At 70.7% G+C, this 21784-nt stretch carries 16 protein-coding genes and 1 pseudogene; 16 read left to right on the top strand and 1 reads right to left on the bottom strand.

Features of this window, described 5'->3' with window-relative positions; all coding sequences use genetic code 11:
• The 8 genes from ABC270_RS11660 (at window position 1) to ABC270_RS11625 (ending at window position 7181) form a co-directional block, all read left to right on the top strand.
• Window positions 1-549, top strand: a complete 549-nt coding sequence (locus ABC270_RS11660; RefSeq protein WP_412880943.1) for a F0F1 ATP synthase subunit B — start codon at window positions 1-3, stop codon at window positions 547-549.
• 2 nt (window positions 550-551) lie between these two features.
• Window positions 552-1346, top strand: a complete 795-nt coding sequence (locus ABC270_RS11655; RefSeq protein ID WP_412880942.1) for a F0F1 ATP synthase subunit delta — start codon at window positions 552-554, stop codon at window positions 1344-1346.
• 109 nt (window positions 1347-1455) lie between these two features.
• Complete coding sequence (atpA, locus tag ABC270_RS11650; protein ID WP_412880941.1) at window positions 1456-3084, top strand: F0F1 ATP synthase subunit alpha; 1629 nt, start codon at window positions 1456-1458, stop codon at window positions 3082-3084.
• Complete coding sequence (locus tag ABC270_RS11645) at window positions 3085-3987, top strand: F0F1 ATP synthase subunit gamma (protein WP_412880940.1); 903 nt, start codon at window positions 3085-3087, stop codon at window positions 3985-3987.
• 46 nt (window positions 3988-4033) lie between these two features.
• Complete coding sequence (gene atpD / locus ABC270_RS11640; protein WP_412880939.1) at window positions 4034-5488, top strand: F0F1 ATP synthase subunit beta; 1455 nt, start codon at window positions 4034-4036, stop codon at window positions 5486-5488.
• 1 nt (window position 5489) lies between these two features.
• Complete coding sequence (locus ABC270_RS11635) at window positions 5490-5753, top strand: F0F1 ATP synthase subunit epsilon (RefSeq protein WP_022905158.1); 264 nt, start codon at window positions 5490-5492, stop codon at window positions 5751-5753.
• Window positions 5750-6520 (top strand): YaaA family protein, encoded by a 771-nt coding sequence (locus ABC270_RS11630; protein ID WP_412882085.1) that lies wholly within the window; start codon window positions 5750-5752, stop codon window positions 6518-6520. The genes ABC270_RS11635 and ABC270_RS11630 overlap by 4 nt, the downstream gene beginning before the upstream one ends.
• A 100-nt stretch (window positions 6521-6620) precedes the next feature.
• A complete protein-coding gene (locus tag ABC270_RS11625; RefSeq protein WP_412880938.1) occupies window positions 6621-7181 on the top strand; it encodes a hypothetical protein in 561 nt (186 codons plus the stop codon).
• A 22-nt stretch (window positions 7182-7203) separates the two neighbouring features.
• On the opposite strand, the gene ABC270_RS11620 is transcribed toward ABC270_RS11625, so the two are convergent.
• Complete coding sequence (locus ABC270_RS11620) at window positions 7204-7440, bottom strand: hypothetical protein (protein ID WP_412880937.1); 237 nt, start codon at window positions 7438-7440, stop codon at window positions 7204-7206.
• A 405-nt stretch (window positions 7441-7845) separates the two neighbouring features.
• On the opposite strand from ABC270_RS11620, the gene ABC270_RS11615 reads away from it, so the two are divergent.
• From ABC270_RS11615 to ABC270_RS11580, 8 genes and pseudogenes are all read left to right on the top strand, one after another.
• The gene (locus ABC270_RS11615) at window positions 7846-8202 is read left to right on the top strand and encodes an FHA domain-containing protein (protein WP_412880936.1); all 357 of its coding nucleotides are present in this window, start codon (window positions 7846-7848) and stop codon (window positions 8200-8202) included.
• 52 nt (window positions 8203-8254) lie between these two features.
• On the top strand, window positions 8255-9076 hold the full coding sequence (locus tag ABC270_RS11610) for a PP2C family protein-serine/threonine phosphatase (RefSeq protein WP_058725314.1): 822 nt from the start codon (window positions 8255-8257) through the stop codon (window positions 9074-9076).
• 128 nt (window positions 9077-9204) lie between these two features.
• Window positions 9205-10617 (top strand): serine/threonine-protein kinase, encoded by a 1413-nt coding sequence (locus ABC270_RS11605; protein ID WP_412880935.1) that lies wholly within the window; start codon window positions 9205-9207, stop codon window positions 10615-10617.
• Complete coding sequence (locus ABC270_RS11600) at window positions 10614-16490, top strand: Ig-like domain-containing protein (protein WP_412880934.1); 5877 nt, start codon at window positions 10614-10616, stop codon at window positions 16488-16490. The genes ABC270_RS11605 and ABC270_RS11600 overlap by 4 nt, the downstream gene beginning before the upstream one ends.
• Window positions 16491-16568: 78 nt before the next feature.
• On the top strand, window positions 16569-17540 hold the full coding sequence (locus ABC270_RS11595; protein ID WP_412880933.1) for an AAA family ATPase: 972 nt from the start codon (window positions 16569-16571) through the stop codon (window positions 17538-17540).
• Window positions 17537-18949, top strand: coding sequence for a DUF58 domain-containing protein (locus ABC270_RS11590; protein WP_412880932.1), 1413 nt, complete (start codon window positions 17537-17539; stop codon window positions 18947-18949). Before ABC270_RS11595 ends, ABC270_RS11590 begins: the two co-directional genes overlap by 4 nt.
• Window positions 18946-21441, top strand: coding sequence for a transglutaminaseTgpA domain-containing protein (locus ABC270_RS11585; protein ID WP_412880931.1), 2496 nt, complete (start codon window positions 18946-18948; stop codon window positions 21439-21441). Before ABC270_RS11590 ends, ABC270_RS11585 begins: the two co-directional genes overlap by 4 nt.
• Window positions 21438-21506, top strand: a pseudogene (locus ABC270_RS11580) (zinc-ribbon domain-containing protein); the annotation flags it as partial. The gene ABC270_RS11585 and the pseudogene ABC270_RS11580, both read left to right, overlap by 4 nt.
• Between the last annotated feature and the right edge of the window lie 278 nt (window positions 21507-21784).

Below are 21784 nucleotides of genomic sequence, written 5' to 3'. Positions count from 1 at the left end.
ATGCAGAACGCACTGATCCTCGCAGCGGAGGAGGCGAACCCCAACCCGCTGTTCCCGCCGCTGTACGACATCGTGTGGTCGCTGGTTGCGTTCGTCATCATCCTCCTGGTCTTCTGGCGGGTCATCATCCCGCGGATCACGAAGATGCTCGACGAGCGCACCGAGGCCATCGAAGGTGGCATCAAGAAGGCGGAGGCCGCTCAGGAGCAGGCCGCCGCTGCGCTCGACGAGTACAACAAGCAGCTGGCGGAGGCGCGTGCCGAGGCATCGCGCATCCGTGAGCAGGCCCGTGCCGACGCGACCGCGATCGGCAACGAGGTCCGTGAGCAGGCCGCTGCCGATGCCGCCCGCATCACCGCGAACGCCCAGGCGCAGATCGAGGCCGAGCGTCAGAGCGCGCTCCAGTCGCTCCGCACCGAGGTCGGCTCGCTCGCGCTGGACCTCGCGTCCGGTGTGATCGGGGAGTCCCTCAAGGACGACGCGAAGTCGAACGCCGTCGTGGACCGCTTCCTCGCGGACCTCGAGGCCTCCAAGGCCGGGGAGCGCTGAGCATGCGCAGCGCCACCAGGGAAGCACTCGCGTCCACGAGGGCGGTGCTCGCCGACCTCGGCAGCAACGCCGACCTGGCCACGGGTGCCGAGATCCTCGCCTCCGGGCGTGCGATCGCCGGTGCGCCGCAGCTGCTCGGTCTGCTGTCCGACCCGACGGCCGACCCCGCCGGGAAGAAGGTCCTCATCGACCGCGTCTTCGCCGGTCAGTCGGCCGCCACGCGTGCGGTGCTGACCGCGGTGGCCGGCTCGCGCTGGTCCTCGCAGGAAGACCTCCTCGCGGGCATCGAGGACGCGGGCATCCGCGCCGTCGCCGCCACCGCGGGCTCGGACACCTCGATCGAGTCGGAGCTGTTCGCCTTCGAGACCGCTGTCCGGTCGGACGCCGAGCTCGAGCTGGCGCTCGGCACCAAGCTCGGCAGCCCGGCGGAGAAGGGCGCGCTCGTCGAGCGGCTGCTCGGCTCCAAGGCGTCGCAGCAGACCGTGACGATCCTCTCGGCGCTCGTGCAGCAGCCGCGCGGTCGTCGGATCGGCGAGCTGGTGCGCGAGGCGAGCCGGATCGTGGCCGACCAAGCGGACAAGCTCGTCGCGACGGTCATCACCGCGGCGCCGCTCGACGCCGGACAGTCCGCACGCGTGGCCCGCGGCCTCGGCGAGCGGTACGGCAAGGACATCAGCATCAACCAGGTCGTCGACCCCTCGGTCGTCGGCGGGGTCCGGCTGCAGATCGGCGGCGACGTCATCGACGGCACCGTGTCCACGCGCCTGGCGGAGCTCCGGCTCCAGCTGGCCGGCTGAGCGTACGGTCGAAGCCGCCCCACCCAAGTCCACAACGGGAACTGTCGTCGTGACGGCAGCATCACCCTCTCGGAGCCGAAGGGCCCCGGAAACCAACAAGGAAAATCCCATGGCAGACATCACCATCAGCCCCGATGAGATCCGTGATGCCCTGAAGGACTTCGTCTCGAACTACGAGCCGACGAAGGCCTCCACGGCCGAGGTCGGGCACGTCACCGACGCCGGTGACGGCATCGCGCACGTCGAGGGCCTCCCCGGCGTCATGGCCAACGAGCTCATCCGCTTCGCGGACGGCACGCTCGGCCTCGCGCAGAACCTCGACGAGGACGAGATCGGCGCCATCGTGCTCGGCGAGTTCGACGGCATCGAAGAGGGCCAGGAAGTCACCCGTACCGGCAAGGTCCTCTCGGCACCGGTCGGCGACGCCTTCCTCGGTCGCGTCGTCGACCCGCTCGGCAACCCGATCGACGGTCTCGGCGAGATCGAGGCCGAGGGCCGTCGCGCCCTCGAGCTCCAGGCCCCGGGCGTCATGTCCCGCAAGTCGGTCCACGAGCCGCTCCAGACCGGCATCAAGGCCATCGACGCGATGATCCCCGTCGGCCGCGGTCAGCGTCAGCTGATCATCGGTGACCGCCAGACCGGCAAGACGGCCATCGCGATCGACACGATCATCAACCAGAAGGCCAACTGGGACTCGGGCGACGTCAACAAGCAGGTCCGCTGCATCTACGTCGCCATCGGTCAGAAGGGCTCCACGATCGCCTCCGTCAAGGGTGCGCTCGAGGACGCCGGTGCGATGGAGTACACCACCATCGTCGCGGCCCCCGCCTCCGACCCGGCCGGCTTCAAGTACCTCGCCCCTTACACCGGCTCGGCCATCGGCCAGCACTGGATGTACGGCGGCAAGCACGTCCTGATCATCTTCGACGACCTGTCGAAGCAGGCCGAGGCCTACCGAGCCGTGTCGCTCCTCCTCCGCCGTCCGCCGGGCCGCGAGGCCTACCCGGGCGACGTCTTCTACCTGCACTCCCGTCTGCTGGAGCGTTGTGCGAAGCTGTCGGACGACCTGGGCGCCGGTTCGATGACGGGTCTCCCGATCATCGAGACCAAGGCGAACGACGTCTCGGCGTACATCCCGACCAACGTGATCTCGATCACCGACGGCCAGATCTTCCTGCAGTCCGACCTCTTCAACGCCAACCAGCGTCCGGCGGTCGACGTGGGCATCTCGGTGTCGCGAGTCGGCGGCGACGCGCAGGTGAAGTCGATCAAGAAGGTCTCCGGCACGCTCAAGCTCGAGCTCGCGCAGTACCGCTCGCTCGAGGCGTTCGCGATGTTCGCGTCCGACCTCGACCAGGCGTCGCGCCGTCAGCTCGACCGCGGTGCGCGTCTGACGGAACTCCTCAAGCAGCCGCAGTACTCGCCGTACCCGGTCGAGGAGCAGGTCGTCTCGATCTGGGCCGGTACGAACGGCAAGCTCGACGAGGTCCCCGTGTCCGACGTCCTCCGCTTCGAGTCGGAGCTGCTCGAGCACCTGCGTCGCAACTCGGACGTCCTCACCACCCTGCGTGAGACCAACCAGCTCAGCGACGAGACCGTCGCCGCGATGGACCGCGAGATCGACGCCTTCACGAAGGGCTTCCAGACGAGCGACGGCAAGACGCTCGGCTCGGAGCACGTCGAGGCCGCGTCGGCCGAGGACGTCGACCAGGAGCAGATCGTCAAGGGTCGTCGCTAGATGGCAGCGCAGGTCCGGGTCTACCGACAGAGGATCAAGTCCGCGAAGACCACGAAGAAGGTCACGCGCGCGATGGAACTGATCTCGGCGTCGCGGATCCAGAAGGCACAGGCCCGCATGGCCGCGTCCGGTCCGTACTCGCGGGCCGTGACGCGCGCGGTGTCGGCCGTGGCGACGTTCTCGAACGTCGACCACGTGCTGACCACCGAGCCCGAGTCGTCGACGCGTGCCGCGGTCGTGCTGTTCACCTCGGACCGCGGTCTGAACGGTGCGTTCAGCACGAACGTCCTCAAGCAGGGTGAGGAACTCGCGTCCCTCCTCCGCAGCGAGGGCAAGGAGGTCGTGTTCTACCTCGTCGGACGCAAGTCCGTGGGGTACTTCACCTTCCGTGAGCGCCCGTTCGAGCAGCAGTGGGTCGGCGGCACCGACCAGCCCGAGTTCTCGACGGCGAAGGAGATCGGCGACGCGGTCGTCGGCAAGTTCCTCCAGGACACGGCAGAGGGCGGCGTGGACGAGATCCACATCGTCTTCAACCGCTTCGTGAGCATCGCGACGCAGGAGCCGCAGGTCGTCCGCCTGCTCCCGCTCGAGGTCGTCGAGGGCGTCGAGGCGCCGTCGAACGACGAGCCGCTCCCGCTGTACGAGTTCGAGCCCGACGCGGACGCCGTGCTCGACGCACTGCTCCCGGTCTACATCGAGAGCCGCATCTTCAACGCCATGCTCCAGTCGGCTGCCTCCGAGCACGCCGCCCGGCAGAAGGCGATGAAGTCGGCGAGTGACAACGCGGATGCCCTCATCCGTGACTTCACCCGCCTCGCGAACAACGCTCGTCAGGCCGAGATCACGCAGCAGATCTCCGAGATCGTCGGCGGCGCCGACGCCCTCTCGTCGAAGAAGAAGTAGTCCGCGTCGTTCGCGGACAGAACCCATCCCCAGGAAGGCACCAGCCATGACCGACACCGCCACCACCGCGGTCGAGACGTCGTCGGCGCCCGGTGTCGGCCGGATCGCCCGTGTCACGGGTCCCGTCGTCGACATCGAGTTCCCCCACGACGCCATCCCCGACATCTACAACCTCCTGCACACGACGGTCACCATCGGTGACTCGTCGCAGGAGATCGGCCTCGAGGTCGCGCAGCACCTCGGCGACGACCTCGTCCGTGCCATCTCGCTGAAGCCGACCGACGGCCTCGTCCGTGGCCAGGAGGTCCGTGACTCGGGCGCCCCGATCTCGGTCCCCGTCGGTGACGTCACCAAGGGCAAGGTCTTCGACGTGCTGGGCAACGTGCTCAACACCGACGAGCAGCTCGAGATCACCGAGCGTTGGCCGATCCACCGCAAGGCCCCGGCCTTCGACCAGCTCGAGTCCAAGACCACGATGTTCGAGACGGGCATCAAGTCGATCGACCTCCTCACGCCCTACGTGCAGGGTGGCAAGATCGGTCTCTTCGGTGGTGCGGGCGTCGGCAAGACGGTCCTCATCCAGGAGATGATCCAGCGCGTCGCGCAGGACCACGGTGGTGTGTCGGTGTTCGCCGGTGTCGGCGAACGCACCCGTGAGGGCAACGACCTCATCGGTGAGATGGAAGAGGCGGGCGTCTTCGACAAGACCGCCCTCGTGTTCGGCCAGATGGACGAGCCGCCGGGAACGCGCCTCCGCGTGGCCCTGTCGGCGCTGACGATGGCGGAGTACTTCCGCGATGTCCAGAAGCAGGACGTGCTCCTCTTCATCGACAACATCTTCCGCTTCACGCAGGCCGGTTCCGAGGTGTCCACGCTGCTCGGCCGCATGCCGTCCGCGGTGGGCTACCAGCCGAACCTCGCCGACGAGATGGGTGTCCTCCAGGAGCGCATCACCTCGACGCGTGGTCACTCGATCACCTCGCTGCAGGCGATCTACGTGCCGGCCGACGACTACACCGACCCGGCTCCGGCGACCACGTTCGCGCACCTCGACGCCACGACCGAGCTCTCCCGTGAGATCGCGTCGCAGGGTCTGTATCCGGCCATCGACCCGCTGACCTCCACGTCACGGATCATGGACCCCCGTTACCTGGGTGCCGACCACTACGAGACCGCGACGCGCGTCAAGCAGATCCTGCAGAAGAACAAGGAGCTGCAGGAGATCATCGCGATCCTCGGTGTCGACGAGCTCTCCGAAGAGGACAAGATCACGGTCGAGCGCGCTCGTCGTATCCAGCAGTTCCTCTCGCAGAACACCTACATGGCGAAGAAGTTCACGGGCGTCGAGGGTTCGACCGTCCCGCTGAAGGACACCATCGAGTCGTTCCGCGCGATCGCCGACGGCGAGTTCGACCACGTCGCGACGCAGGCGTTCTTCAACGTCGGTGGCATCAACGACGTGGAAGAGAAGTGGGCGCAGATCCAGAAGGAGAACCGCTGACATGGCGGCACTCACCGTGAGCGTCGTCTCGGCCGACCGCGAGGTCTGGTCGGGCGACGCCACCATGGTCGTCGCACGCACGACGGAGGGCCAGATCGGTGTCCTCGCGGGGCACGAGCCGCTGCTCGCCACCCTCGCCGAGGGCCAGGTCCGCATCACCCGAGCCGACGGCTCGACGGTGACCGCGGACGCCGCCGACGGCTTCCTGTCGGTCGAGCACGACACGGTCACGATCGTGGCGCGGCAGGCCGCGCTGGCGTCCTGACCGGACTGACCGTCCTCCTCCCGCCTTCGGAGACGAAGCGGGAGGGCGGGGACCCGAGCCGCACGCTCGACCTGCGTGCCCTCAGCTTCCCGGAACTGTCCGACGAACGGGCCGCGGTGATCACCGCGGCCCGTTCCGTCAGTTCCGAGGAGGACTCCGCCCGGACGGCGCTCAAGCTCGGTCCGAAGTCGATCGCCGAGCGGCTCCGGAACCTCGTGCTCGACACGGCACCGACGATGCCGGCGATCGATCGCTACACGGGCGTGCTCTACGACCCGCTCGATGCGCTCTCGGCGGACGACGAGACCCGTCGGTGGTGGTCTGACCACGTCGTCGTGCAGTCGGCGATGTTCGGGCCGATCGGCGCGGGCGACGCGATCCCGGCGTACCGCCTGTCGCACGACTCGCGACTCGGTCCGCTCCGACTCGCGTCGCACTGGCCGGCGGCGTCGGCTCGGGCACTCGCGTCGCGGTCCGACGGACTCGTCCTCGACCTCCGGTCAGAGGGGTACCGCCAGCTCGGCCCCGTACCCGACGCCCTCGCGCCACGGGTCGTGAGCGTCGACGGGAGCGGCCGACGCAAGGCGCTCAACCACTGGAACAAGACCGCGAAGGGTCGGCTGGTGTCGCTGCTCGGGCGGACCCGTGCGGACGTCGCGACCGTGGACGACCTGGTGGCCTGGGCGGACGAGCACGGTGTGGTCGTCGAGCGCACACCGGACGGGTGGGACCTCGTGGCCGAGTCCCTCGAATCGGTCCGCGCCTGACGGAGGGTCGTTCCTGCACAGCCCGGGCAGGCCGAGTCGCCGTCCACGGACGGCCGCGTGCAGCCGGCCTGGAGGCGCGGATCGCGCTTCGATGGCGTGCATGATCCCCTCCACGACACGATCCGAACACGACCGAGCGGTGCGGTACCCGCGTGAGATCGCTGCCGCGGTGACGCTGCGCGCGGCTTGCGCCGCCCTCACGGACGGCCCTGCCGACGAGCCGCTCGCACCGCCTGCAGCGATCGCGGTACTCACCTCGTGCGGGGCGTTGGCGACGCGCTTCGCCATCCTCGAGCACCTCGCCGACCCGGACGACCCCGACCCGAGGACGGCCGTACCGTTCGACGCGTTCTCCGACCGGCTCCCGCCGGCGCTGACCGGATCGGGTCCGGTGCCCGACCGCCGCCGGGTGCGCACCGCGGGCGACCGTGCCGCCGACGCCTGGCGGATGTGGCGCTCCGGCGACGATCCCCACGGGTCCGCTCGCGGGGCAGCAGGCGCACTGTCGATCGCAGCCTGGTGCGCGTGGGGCCTCGGTTCGGCCGAGCGCGCCCGGACCCGGGCGGTGTACGCGCTCGAGACCGCGGCGGACGACCCGCTGGCATCGCTCGTCCTCCGGATGGTGCGGTGCAAGGTCGGGCCGACCTGGGAGCAGCGGTGACGTGCATGGTCGACCGCATCGTCTACGGTTGGAGCAGCAGCGAGGGAGGGGCCGAGTGCGCGACGACGACACCGCTGACGAACGTCACCGCACCGCCGACGGTGCCCACGACGTCGACGACACGGTCATCCGACCGCGTCCAGGCGCTCACGCCGGTGACGACGTCCTCGGCGACACGGTCATCCGGCCGCGTCAGGGCGCTCACGTCGGTGGCGACGACCTCGGCGTCGGGGTCCACCGACCGCGTGCGGGAGCTCACGTCGGCGACGACCCCCTCGACGACACCGTCTTCCGTCCACGACGGCGTCCCGGTGCGGACCCGGCTGCCGACACGGTCATCCGTCCGCGACGGCGTCCCGGTGCAGACCCGGCTGCCGACACGGTCATCCGACCTCGATCGGACACCGTCCACGACCCCTTCGGAGACACCGTCATCCGTCCGCGCGGCGACGGCACGTCCGCACCGGCGTCGGCCGCGGGGGGACCGGTCGCCGCCCCGGCGGGCGCGCCGTCCGCCGGTGGTGACCCTGCGACGGACGACACCGTGCGGCGTGAGCCGACGCGACCCGACGCGGACCGAGGCCCGGGCGCGCGGCCGGCACCGAGCCTCCAGGCCGATGCGTCGCGGAGCACCCGTACACCCTCCGTTCGGATCGGCAACCACGTGCTGCGCCTCGACCGCCCCGTGGTCGTGGGCCGGAGGCCCACGCTGCCGCGGGTCGTCCGCGGGCCCGAGCCGTTGCTCGTCACCGTGCACTCGGCGTCGGGGCAGGTCTCGTCCTCGCACCTGCTCCTGCATGCGTCCGGGGAGGCCGCGGTGGTCGAGGACCTCCGGTCGACCAACGGAACCGTCGTCCGGCCCGTCGCGGGGAAGCCGTTCCGACTCGCCTCGGGTGGGTCAGCGGTGGTCCTGACGGGTACGGTTGTCGAGATCGGTGACGGCAACGCCGTCGAGATCCTCTCGCCACACCTCCGGGTGCCGCCCGCGGATCCCGTCCCGACCCCGCCGGACCGGCCGTGAGCGGTTCCCTGACCGACGTGCCACCGACCCACCAGAGAGCGATCCAGTACACGTGACCGAACTCGGCCGAGCTGCCAACGCGCACGCCATCGACGTCCCCGGTGCCGACGGCGCCGTCCTCACCCTGTCGTGGGGCGCGGCGACCGACGTCGGTCGCCGGCGTGACCACAACGAGGACAGCTACATCGTCGGTGCTCCGTTCTTCGTCGTCGCCGACGGGATGGGTGGTCACCTCGCGGGCGACCGCGCGAGCGACGCCGTCGTGCGGCGCCTCGCGCAGGTGTCGGAGCAGCCCTTCACCACTCGGCAGGGCATCCAGCGGGCGCTCCTGCTCGCCACGGCGGACATCGAGCGGGCGGCGGGCGGCAACGCGATCGGCGCGGGGACGACCGTGACCGGGATCGCACTGGTCGCGACGCAGGGGCAGCCCGCGGCGCTCGTGTTCAACGTGGGGGACTCGCGGACCTACCGGATCGACGACGGCGTGATGCGTCGCGTGACCGTGGACCACTCGGTCGTGCAGGAGATGGTCGACGCCGGTCTCCTCCGCGCCGAGGACGCCGAACGGCACCCGGACAGCAACGTCATCACGCGGGCCGTCGGGTTCGGCGAGCCGCCGGAACCCGACTGGTGGACGTTGCCGCTCCGGCAGGGAGACCGCTACATCGTGTGCTCGGACGGGCTCACGAAGGAGCTGGGCGACGTCGGGATCGCGCGCATCGCCGCGCGGGTCGAGGGCGCGCAGGAGCTCGCGGAGCGCCTGGTGGGCGACGCGGTCGTCGCGGGCGGGCGGGACAACGTGACCGTGGTCGTGCTGCAGGTCGACGGTGCTCCCGACGACGGTGACGTCGAGGACACGCTGCCGCGACACTGACCCCCGAACTGGGGCCGTCGGTGTTCCCGGGGTCGTCAGGGCGCCCGCCTGGGGGTCGGAGGCCCTCCGTAGAATGACATGGCCGTGACGAGCGTGCCGGCCGACCGACGGCTGGGGAGGAGGGGAGCATGGCGCGACGACTGCCGTCCGAGCCGCCCGTGATCCCGGGCTTCAGCCCCGTGCACGTCCTCGGGTCCGGCGGTTTCGCGGACGTCTTCCTCTACGAGCAGGACATGCCCCGCCGCAAGGTCGCGGTCAAGGTGCTCCTGGACGAGGTCGTCGACGACCGGGTCCGGCAGATGTTCCAGGCCGAGGCCAACCTGATGGCACGGCTGAGCACCCACCCGTCCATCCTCACGGTGTTCCAGGCCAGTGTTGCGGCCGACGGGCGCCCGTACCTCGTGATGGAGCTCTGCTCGTCGTCGCTGAGCGATCGGTACCGGCGCGAGCCGATCCCGGTGTCCAAGGTGCTCGCGATCGGGATCCGCATCGGTGCAGCCCTCGAGACCGCCCACCGCGAGGGGGTCCTGCACCGCGACATCAAGCCGTCGAACATCCTGCTCACCGCCTACGGCAACCCGGTCCTGTCCGACTTCGGCATCGCTGCGACGGTGGGGGAGTCCGACCCCGACGAACCGGTCGGCATGTCGATCCCGTGGTCGGCCCCCGAGGTCCTCGGCGACGAGTCGCGCGGCACCGTCCAGTCCGAGGTGTACTCGCTCGCGGCCACCGTCTACTCACTCCTGGCCGGCCGGAGCCCCTTCGAGGTCCGCGGTGGCAAGAACGGTGCCGGCGACCTGATGAGCCGGATCGACAAGGGCGGCGTGAAGCCCACGGGGCGCACCGACGTGCCTCCGACGCTCGAACGTCTGCTCGCAGCCGCGATGTCCCGCAGGCCCCAACAGCGTCCGGCGACCGTGCTCGAGCTCGTCCGGGGGTTCCAGCAGGTCGAAGCCGAACTCGGCATCCCGCAGACCTCCGCCGACGTCGCCGTCGAGGCCTGGGCGGTCGCCACCCCGTCAGCAGAGGGTGACCGGACGATGATCCGCGAGCTCCAGCCGCCGTCCCGACTGGGGGGCCGTCGTCGAGCACGCCGCGCGGTGCAGGGCGGTGTCGCGGCGATCGGCGCGCAGAGCGTCGGGACCGTGCACCGCACCGGTTCGGCGACCCGTGCACGACGACGCAGCCGCTCGACGCTGCTGTGGGCCGGCTCCCTCGCCGTCGTGGTCGTGGCCGCGCTGGTCGTCGCGACCGTCGTCGTGGTGGGGCGGCTCGGCAGCGGGGCGATCCCGGTCGTGTCGGACATCCGCGCGACCACCACGGCCAGCTCGGTGACGTTCCGGTGGACCGATCCTGGTCTCACCAGCGGGGACACCTACGTGGTGTCGTCCAACGGCGCATCGAGCCAGCAGTCCGGCACGAGCTTCGTGGTCTCCGGGCAGCGCGGCGACGAGGAGTGCATCTCCGTGGCCGTCAACCGTGACGGGAAGACGGGCGTCGCGAGTGCGCAACGCTGTGCGACCATCGGGAGCGGCCGGTGATCCGCCGCTTCCTCGTGAAGCACCGCTCGGCGGCGATCACCACCGCTGCGTCGGTGCTCGTCGGTGCCGTGGTCGCCACGGCGGCGGTGGTGTCGAGCGGGTACCACACGCAGCGCGTCGACCTCGGCGACGGCACCGTGTGGGTGCCGTCGGCGCAGTACGGGGCGATCGGCCGCGCCAACACCGGTGTCCTCGAACTCAACACGGCGGTCGAGACCTCCACGGACCAGCTCGCGGTCCTCCAGCGGGGCTCCACGGTCTACAGCGTCGACCAGACGAAGGGCACCGTGGCGAAGGTGGACGTCAGGGACGCCACCGTCGGCGACCCGGTCACGTTGCCGGCCGGGTCCCCGCAGGTGTTCTTCGCGGGGTCGTCGGCCGTCATCGGGAACGCCGACACGGGGGAGCTCTGGTCGACGCCCGCCGCGGACCTCGCCGACTTCGACGCGTCGAGCAAGGCGGACCTGACGCTCGGCGCCGACGCGGTGTTCGACGCCTCCGACGACCACGTCGCGGTCTACTCCCCGAAGACCTCGACCGCATCCCTCGTCGACCTCGGCGCCACCGTGTCGGTGGCGCAGAAGTGGTCGGTGCGGATGGACGCCGACCACGACCTGCAGGTCGCGGCGTTCGGCCGCAACGTGGCGGTGCTCGACCGGACGGACGGTGTCCTCGCGATCGACGGAGACCGCGTCGAGCTCGGGGACCGGGTCGGCGCCCAACCGGCCTTGCAGCGGTCCACGACCGGCGGCGACAGCGTGGTGGTGGCCGGGACGGCCGGTGTCGTCCGGGTGTCACCGTCGGGTGCCGTCGATGCGACCCCGCTCGCGGTGTCGGGGCGAGCGGCGCGTCCCTACGTCGACGGCTCGTGCGTCTACGGCGCGTGGGCAGGCGGGCAGGCGATCGACACCTGTGACGGTCGCGCGGTGCAGCGCCTCGAGCAGGCGACGAGCAGCGGTGCCCTGCAGATCCTGCACAACGGCAGCACCGTGGTCGCGAACGACCCGGACAGCGGGCGGTCCTGGGCCATCGACCGGAGCGGTCAGCTCATCGACAACTGGTCCGACCTCATCAAGAAGGACGACGACCAGCAGCAGGAGCAGGTCTCCGACGACGACCCGGAGGTCGAGAAGGACCAGAAGCCGCCTGTGGCGGTCGACGACGCGCTGGGTGCGCGTCCCGGTCGCACCACGAGCCTCCCGGTCCTGCTCAACGACTACGACCCGAACGGCGACCCGATCATCGTCTCCGAGGTCGGGAAGATCGACGAGTCGATCGGCCGCGTCGCGATCGTCGCCGACGGGCAGCGTCTGCAGATCACGCTGACGTCGCGGGCGCGCGGCACCGTGAAGTTCCCGTACACGATCACCGACGGCAACGGCGGGTCCGACACCGCGACCGTCACCGTCTCGGTCCGGCAACCGTCGGAGAACGACGCTCCACGCCAGGTCCGGGACACGAGCGCGAACGTGGTCCAGAACGGACACGTCGTCTCGAACGTCCTGGGCGACTGGGTCGATCCCGAAGGCGACCCGGTGTACCTGAAGTCCGCGACCGCAGCCGATGGCGACACGGTCTCGACGACCCCGGACGGTCTGCTCGACTACCGGAACAAGAGCGGTCGAACCGGCGACCGATCGGTCCAGCTCGTCGTGAGCGACGGCAAGGCGGACGGACGCGGCTCACTCACCGTCAGGGTCGGGAAGGCCGGCAGCGTGCCGCTGTACGCCGACGCGTTCCCCGTCGCCGGCTACGCCGGAAAGGCGTTCTCGGTCGACCCGCTGGACCACGTCCGCGGCGGCAACGGCACGGTCACGTTGACGAGCGTGTCGTCGTCGAAGGGTCTGACCATCACGCCGAGCTACGACGCCGGCACGTTCCGTGTGGTCGGGACGGGCGCGGGGGACCACCAGCTCGAGTACACCGTGACCGACGGGTCGAAGACGACCAGCGGGGTGGTCCGCGTGACGATCCAGGCGCCACCGGACGCATCCACGCCGCCGATCACCACGCCCAAGACGGTGTTCGTCAACACGCTCTCGACGAAGGACACCGACGTCACGGCGACCGACATCGACCCGGCCGGTGGCGTCCTGCTCGTGACCGCCCTCGACGCTCCCGACCGCGCATCCGGCGTCCAGACGAGCATCCTCGACCAGCACACGGTCCGCATCACCCTCACGGCACCGCTCGACGGGCCCGTGACGTTCGGCTACACCGAGACCAACGGCCTCGCCTCCGCGACCGGCACCATCACGGTCGTCGAGATCCCGAAACCGGACCGGGTCCAGCCCCCGGTCGCCCAACCGGACACGGCCACTGTCCGCGTCGGGGACGTGGCGAACATCCCCGTCCTCGACAACGACACGCAGCCCGAGGGGGAGCCGCTCACCCTGCAGCCAGACCTCGTCCAGAACGTCCCGGGCGACGGCGGTCTGCTGTTCGTGTCTGGCGACCACCTGCGGTACCTCGCTCCCCAGACCCCTGGCAACTACACCGCCGTGTACCGCGTGGCGGGTCCGGACGGGCAGTACGCCGACGCCACCGTCTCGCTCTCCGTGCGCGACAAGGACGCGGCGACGAACAACCCGCCCGTGCCGCAGACCGTCACGGCACGCGTCGTCGCGGGGAAGTCCGTGCGCATCTCGATCCCGTTGAACGGCATCGACCCGGACGGCGACTCGGTGCAGCTCGTCGGCGTCGGATCGAACCCGGACAAGGGGTCGGTGAGCGACGTGTCCTCGGACTCCCTGACGTACGAGGCCGGCGACTACTCGGCGGGCACCGACGAGTTCACCTACACCGTCGTGGACGCGCTCGGCGCCCGCGCCACCGGGACCATCCGGGTCGGCATCGCCCCTCGTGCCGAGCAGGCGTCGAACCCCGTGGCCGAGGCCGATCACGTGACCATCCGCCCCGGCGGTTCCGTCACGGTGCGCGTCCTGCAGAACGACTCCGACCCCGAGGGCGGTCAGCTCACCGTCACGAAGGCCGAGCCGACCGACGACAGCGTCCGGGCGAAGGTGCTCCGCGGGCAGCAGATCCGGGTGACACCGCCGAAGTCGGCGACGAGCGGCGACTTCGCGGTGTTGTACACGGCGACGAACGAGAGCGGCGGGTCGAGCACCGCGTTCCTGACCGTCACCGTCGACAAGGACGCGCAGCCGCTCCGCCCGGAGGTCGACGACACCACCCTCGACCTGCAGGACATCATCCGGCGGCAGACCGTGACGGTCGACGTGCTCAAGAACGTGTTCTTCGCCGAGGGCACCGCTGCCGACCTCACCGTCGGCGTGGTCGACGGGTACGGCGACACGGCGAGGCTCACCGACGACGAGCGGATCGTCGTCCGGCTGACGGACGAGTCCCAGGTGATCCCCTTCTCGGTCGCGCGCAAGGACCGTCCGGACATCGTGTCCTACGGCTTCATCAACGTCCCGGGCTTCGACGACGCCCTGCCGCAGATCGACCGCACCGCACCGGCCATCACCGTGAAGAGCGAGTCGACCGTCCGGATCCCGCTGTCGGACTACGTGATCACGGCGAACGGCAGGACCGCGACGATCACCGACGACGGCACCGTGAAGGCGACGCACGCGAACGGGCAGGACCTCGTCGTCAACTCCTCGACGCTGCAGTTCACCTCCGCGAAGCTCTACTACGGCAACGCATCGATCTCGTTCGAGGTCACCGACGGCTCGTCCGCCAACGGCGGCAAGGGCCGGACCGCGACACTCGTCCTGCCCATCAAGGTGCTCCCTCGGTCGAACCAGCCGCCGGCGTTCTCCGGGTCCGCGCTCGACATGGAGCCGGGGCAGTCCCGCACGATCGACCTCGCGAAGCTCACCGACTACCCGTACCCGCGGGACCTGCCGGAGCTCCGCTACTCGATCGTGAGCCAGCCGACAGCGGGCGTCTCCGCGACCATCTCCGGTCAGCGGCTCACCGTGAAGGTCGCCGACACCGCGCAGAAGGACACGACCGCTTCGATCGGGGTCGGTGTCGCTGACGACGCGAACGCCGGGCGCGCGGGCACGGTGAGCGTCGCCGTCGTCGCGTCGACGCGTCCCCTCGTGCAGCCCGGTGCGGACACGAGCGTCGCCAAGCGCGGCGAGACCACCACGATCGACGTCCTCGCGAACGACCAGCCGACGAACCCGTTCCCCGGCGAGCGACTCCGCGTGGTGAACATCCGGGGCCTCGGAGGCGGGTTGCCCGCCGGCGTGAGCGTGACGCCGAGCGCGGACAAGTCACGGCTCCAGGTCCGGGTGTCCGACTCCGCGAAGCCGGTCGACGCGCACCTGCAGTACCAGGTCGCCGACGCCACGAACGACCCCGACCGGTACGTCTGGGGCGACGTGACGATCTCCGTGCAGGACGTCCCGGACGCGCCGGGCGCTCCGACCCGGACGGGGTCGTACGACGGCGGCCAGGTGACGCTGACGTGGTCGACCCCGCAGGCGAACAACTCGCCGATCACGGGGTACCGCGTCACTGGGACGAACGGCGTCTCGAAGGACTGCGGGACCGCGACGGTCTGCCAGGTGAAAGGTCTCGACCCGAAGGCGTCCTACCGGTTCTCGGTGATCGCGACGAACGCCGTCGGCGACAGTGCACCGTCGACGCAGTCCGTGCCGATGAGCGCCGACTACGTCCCCGCCCCGCCGACTGGCATCACCGTGAAGCCGAACCAGGACACGCCGAACCAGCTCGACGTGAACTGGAACGCGGTGCCGGCGCCGAACAACGGCAGCGCCGTCGACAACTACGTCGTGACGATCAGCGGTCCGGGCATCTCGACGACGAAGAGCACCGGCACCTCGACGAGCACCTCGTTCGGGGGCGCGCAGAGCGGTGCGCAGTACACGGTGACGATCTCGGCGCGGAACGGGGCGGACCGCAACAACACCGTCGTCCAGTGGAACGAGGGAGCCGCTACGGGCGTCGCCGTCGGAAAGCCGACCGCACCGAGCGTGTCCGCTTCTGGGTCGAACGAGGACGGCGCGACCGTAGTCAGAATTGACTACGGCGCGTCGCAGGGAAGCGGTGGAACGGTGACTGCGTACCGCCTCTACCTCAGTGACGGACCGTCATTTGATTGCTCGGCTGCTTCTGCAGACGGGGCACTCGCAAACTCGTCAGCGCCGGGTACTTTCACGCAGACGCCAGGCGGAGAAGGGAACCTCTACTACGCGGTAGTTGCGGTGAACAATCTGGGTTTCTGCGCCGCAGGTGTCGATGGGCCGGTGAAGACCTACGAGGCACCGACCTCCCCCGCAGGCGACCTCTCGCTCGTGGACGAGGCAGATGGGTCGGGCAACTTTGCTGTCAGAGTGAAAAACCTGCGTGTTGGCGGCGGTATAGCCGCGTTCTACCGGTTGAGCCTCGAGAACGGATCTTCGACAACTTCGAGCGGCGAGGACGTAACGCTCGTCCCGTCGAACGGCTGGGGGAATGAGGCCCGAGTGACAGTCTCCGCTTGTCGACTCGCTTCGAACAACGGCCAGTACTGCTCGGCGGAGTCGATGCTCGGCCCTATAACGCCCGTGGCCACCCGCGCCCTTGCCAAGTCGCCGACGGCAGGAGCTGCACTTGCAGTCACAGCGCCTCAAAACTCCACGACTCTTCCGACCTCCTATTCCATCGAGGTTTGCCGCCCGCCTGTCGTGGTCATCAATCGCTGCTCGACGACCGACAGCAACGGAGATGCCTATCGCGACGGCTCCGTCTTGCCGACCGACGCGCAAACCGTGACGGTGACGGCCACAGTTACCGCGAACCGGGCCGCCTACACTGACCCCTCGCCAATTACGCAAGATGTGACTTCGGCTCCACAACCACCTGCGGATCCCACAACTCCGTCCGGCAACTGAGCCCAGCGCCGCCCACGCCCTACGCTTCCGAGTAGCGCGTCCACGACCCACGACTCACCACCGAAGGAACGACCCCGCATGAGCATGACCCCGGAGCAGGCCACCTGGTTCGCCGACGCCGCTGGCCGCATCGTGACCAACGTCGAGCAGGTGCTCCTCGGGAAGACGTTCGTGATCCGGCTCGCGGTCACGGCGATGCTCAGTGAGGGCCACCTCCTGCTCGAGGACGTCCCCGGCACCGGCAAGACGAGCCTCGCCCGGGCGATGGCGCAGAGCGTGCAGGGGTCGACGAACCGCATCCAGTTCACACCGGACCTGCTCCCGGGTGACATCACCGGGATCAGCGTGTACGACCAGCGCACCCAGGAGTTCGATTTCCACCGCGGCCCCGTGTTCGCCAACATCGTGCTCGCGGACGAGATCAACCGCGCGAGTCCGAAGACGCAGTCAGCCCTCCTCGAGGCGATGGAGGAGTCGGCGGTGACGGTCGACGGCGTGAACCACCGGCTCGCAGCCCCGTTCATGGTCATCGCGACCCAGAACCCCGTCGAGCAGGCCGGCACGTACCGCCTGCCCGAAGCGCAGCTCGACCGCTTCCTCATGAAGGCGTCGATCGGCTACCCGGACCACGCGGCGACGGTGAAGATCCTCGAGACGTCCTCGGCACCCTCGGCGTCGGTACCGCTCGCGAGCGTCGTCCCCGCGGCCACGATCACCGAGATGGCCGCTCTCGCCCGGTCGGTGCACGTCGATGCGGTCATCGCCGACTACGTCGCCCGGCTGGTCGACGCGACCCGGGCCGCGAGCGAGGTCCGTCTCGGCGTCAGCGTCCGCGGGGCGATGGGGCTCATGCGCGCATCACGCGTCTTCGCGGCGCTGAACGGACGGCACTACGTGACCCCGGACGACGTGAAGGCCCTCGCGGTCCCGGTGCTCGCGCACCGTCTGGTGCTCGATGCCGAGGCCGAGTTCGACGGCGTCAGCGCGAACGCCGTCGTGTCGCAGTTGCTGGTCGAGACGCCGCCGCCCGCGGACCGGGTCACGTCGTGACCGACCGCCGGCCTGTCTCCACGCGTTCGCGCCGCCCCTCCTCGACGCGGTCGCGTCGCGGTGCGGGTGCGTACGAGCGCACCGGGACGGTCGCCGGCCTGACCAACGTCCGGACGCGTCTGGTCGGTGACCGCGAGGGCGTGGCAGCGGAGGTGCTCGTCGGGTTCGTCCGGGTCTGGGCATCGGCCTGGAGGCTCGTCAAGCGCGCCTGGGGCGAGGTCTCGTCCGTCGTGACCGGCCTGGGATGGACGGTGGCGGTGCTCACGCTCGTCGCGTTCGTGGCGGGGTACCGGCTCGGCCTCCGCGAGGTCGTCGTCGTCGGGTTCGCAGGAGCGCTGCTCGTCGTGGTCGCGGCGATCGCCCTGATCGGGCGCTCGCGGCTCCTCATCCACATGCGGCTGCCGCAGCACCGCGTTGCGGTCGGGGACCCGGCCACCGTGGTCGTGACCGCGGAGAACCCCGGACGCCTGCCCTCGGTGCCGACCACGGTCGAGGTCCCGCTCGGCACGGGCCTCGTCGACGTGGCGATCCCGGCGGTGCCGGCCAAGGGGACGTTCGAGCGGGAGGTCCCGGTGCCGACGATCCGTCGCGGGGTGCTGGACGTGGGGCCCGTGACCGGCGTGCGGGCTGACCCGGTCGGGTTGGTCCGGCGAGAGATCGTGTGGACGGCGCGGGAGCAGGTCATCGTGCACCCGCGGACGATCGCGATCCCGTCGACGAGCACCGGCCTCGTGCGGGACCTCGAGGGGCAGGCCACCACGGACCTGTCCCCGGCAGACATCGCCTTCCACGCCATCCGTGAGTACCTGCCCGGCGACGACCCCCGGACGATCCACTGGAAGTCCACCGCGAAGTCCGGCGCGCTCATGGTGCGCCAGTTCGAGGACACCCGGCGATCGCACCTCGTCGTCGCGCTCGGGGTCTCACGGGCGGAGTTCGCGGACGGCGACGAGTTCGAGCTGGCTGTGAGCGCCGCGGCGTCGCTCGGCACCCGGGCGATCCGGGACGGCCGTGACGTGACCGTGGTCGTGTCGGAGCGCACGCCGGAGTTCGCCAAGCGCCCGGTGTACGCCGTGCACCCGATGGCCACGGTGACGCCCACCCGACTCCTCGACGACTTCGCGCGTGTCGGCCTGGCCGAGGCGTGCCTGCCGATCGCGGAGGTGTCCCGCATCGTGGGCAACGACACGGCGGGCGTCTCGGTGGCGTTCCTCGTGGTGGGGTCGACGGTGGAGCTGCCGGCGCTCCGGCTGGCGGCGACGCGGTTCCCGGTCGGGGTCGAGGTCGTGGCCGTGATTTGTGAGCCCGAGGCACAGCCGCGGTTCCTCCGGGTCGCGGGTCTGACGGTCATGACCATCGGCTACCTGGACGACCTCCGCCATGCGCTGCACCGGTCGGCGGCCGCATGAGCGCCCCCGCACCTGCTCCCGCGCCGCCGACGGTACGCGTCCGCGGTTCGGCGCGACGCGACGCCCGGCGCAGTGCTCGTCGGGTCTCCGCACTGCGCTGGGTCGGAGGGACAGTCGTCGCCTGGCTGCTCGTCGCGGTCGCGAGCGTCTCGTGGTGGCCCGTGTACCGCGACGGCGCGATGGTCGTCGCCGCGGTCACGGCGATCCTCGCGGGCACGCTGGTGGCACTCCTCGGGGCCGCGTACCGACTGTCCTCGCCTGTCGTCGCCGTCGCGACGGTCGCGGCGTTCGCGCTCACCGGGGTGCCCGCCGCGGTGCCGGGGGAGGCGAACGGGGTCCTGCCGACCGGGCAGGGACTGCTCGACCTCTTCGCGGGCGTCGCCCTCGGCTGGAAGCAGCTGGTGACCATCAGTCTGCCGGTCGGTTCGTACGAGGCGCTGCTCGTCCCCTTCTTCGTCACCGCCCTCGTCGTGACGGTGACCGGCGTGAGCGTGGCGACCCGTGCCTCCCGGCAGGAACTCGGCGCGGTGGCGCCGCTCGTGCTCTTCGTGGTGGGGATCGTGGTGGGGCCGAGCCGGCTGGACACCTCGATCGTGACCGCGGTGGCGCTTGCCGGCACCGCGCTCGTGTGGGCGCTGACCGCGCGGCACGCCCGTCGAGCGGTCGCGGTGGCCTCGACGATCGGGGCCCGCGTCCCGATCGCCCGCTCGGTGCTGCGCCCAGCGTTGGTCGGCACCGGCACGATCGTCGCGGCGGCGGTCGTCGCGACCGGTCTCGGACTGGTCGCCCCGCCCTCGGTCGGACGGACGGTGGCGCGGACCGACGTCGTGAAGCCCTTCGACCCGCGCGACTACGTCAGTCCGTTGAGCGGTTTCCGTGCCTACGAGGAGGCCGACGAGGCCGATGCCGAGCAGCTGCGGGTGACCGGGCTCCCCGCGGACGGCTTCGTCCGCATCGCGACGCTCGACACGTACGACGGCGTCGTGTACCGGGTCGGCGGGTCGGACGGCGTTTCCGCTTCCGGGACGTTCGAGCGCGTCCCGACCTCGGTCGACGTGCGCGGGGTCCGGGGCAGGACCGTCCGTGTCGGCGTGACCGTCGAGGGCTACCGAGGCGTCTGGCTGCCGACCGTCGGCGATCTCGAGCGGGTGGACTTCTCCGGCCGACAGGCCGACCGGGACCGCACGGCCTTCTTCTACAACGCCTCGACCGGCACCGGCGCGGTCGTCGGCGGCGTGACGGAGGGCACGACCTACGACCTCACCGCGGTGCTGCCCGATCAGCCCACGGAGGACCAGCTCGCGTCCGCGCGACCGGGGTCGGCGGAGGTGCCCGCACTGCAGGGCGTCCCCGACGCGGTGCGGGACACAGTGGAGGCCTACACCGACGGCGCGGGTTCGGACGGCGAGAAGCTCGTCGCGATGGTGCAGGAACTCAAGCGCACGGGCTACGTGAGCCACGGCGTCGGCGACGACCGCGCGAGCCGCTCGGGTCACGGCGCCGACCGGATCACCGAGCTCCTCACGTCACCGCTCATGGTCGGCGACCAGGAACAGTACGCGGTCGCCGCGTCGCTCATGGCGCAGCAGCTCGGGTTCCCCGCTCGGGTCGTGCTCGGGTTCACCGAGGGCGGCGACTCCGGAGCGGGGGCGACGTCGGGCGACGGGACGACGACGTTCCGCGGCTCGGACGTCACGGCACGCATCGAGGTCGACACGGCGCAGTGGGGATGGGTGATGCTCAATCCGAACCCGACCGTGCGGGAGATCCCGGATGCGCAGCAGGAGACGCCGAAGCCGGTCACCCGTCCGGAGACCGTGGTGCCGCCGCCCCCTGCCGACCAGCAGGACCAGGACCAGCAGGCACCCCCGCAGAGCGACCGCGACACGCCCTCCGTGCAACCGCTGTGGCTCCAGATCCTGCTCGCGGTGCTGCCGTGGGCGCTCGGTGTCCTCGGCCTCGCCGCACTCGTGCTGCTGCCCTTCGCCGCGATCGTCCTCGTCAAGCGTCTCCGACGCCGACGGAGACGTCGCGCGTCGTCCCCGCGCGCTCGTGTCGTCGGCGCGTGGGACGAGTACCGCGACGCCCTGGTCGACCGCGGGCACGACGTGACACCCTCCGCGACGAGACGCGAGAGCGTCCGGGGCGCGCCGGGCGAGGGCGGAGCCGGACTCGCCGCACTCGCAGACCGTGCGGTCTTCGGTCCGAGCGACGTGGACGAGCCGACCGCAGACCGGATGTGGGTGGCGACGGACGAAGCGATCGCGAGCCTCGGCGCAGGACGGAACCGGCGGGAGCGGTTCCGGAGCGCGGTGTCCCTGCGGTCGCTGCGGGTCGGTGCAGCAGGTCGGGCCGCGGTGGCTGGTGTCGTCGGCGTAGTCGGCTCGGAGGGCGGTCGGACGTCGCGTGACTACGATGGCCGGAGGCCGTTCGAACCCCGTGGACGTCAACGCGAGGGTGGACGGCCGAGTGAGGACAGAGGCACCACGTGATCAGATGCGAACACTGCGGCTCGGCGCTCCCGGACGGAGCGATCTTCTGCGGTGAGTGCGGACGTGCGGTGACGGCGTCGGCGAGCCGGATCCCGGCAGCCAGCGCACCGGTCGAACAGGCGCCCCCGCCGCCGCTCCTCCAGCCCGACGTGAACGGTCGTCGTCCGGACCCCGCCGCGGACGCCTGGTTGCCGGAAGCGACCCTCGACCCCGCGACCCGTGCGTGGCTGACCGGCTCGGACCACCAGGGGCAGCACCCCGGCGTTCCGGCGTCGCGTTCGGAGCTGCGCGGCCCGGACGGTGCGGACGCCGAACCGGCACGGTGGACTCCGACTCCAGGTGG

This window comes from Curtobacterium phoenicis, from assembly GCF_047238015.1.
GTDB lineage: Bacteria > Actinomycetota > Actinomycetes > Actinomycetales > Microbacteriaceae > Curtobacterium.
This window is presented reverse-complemented; position numbering and strand designations above follow the sequence as displayed.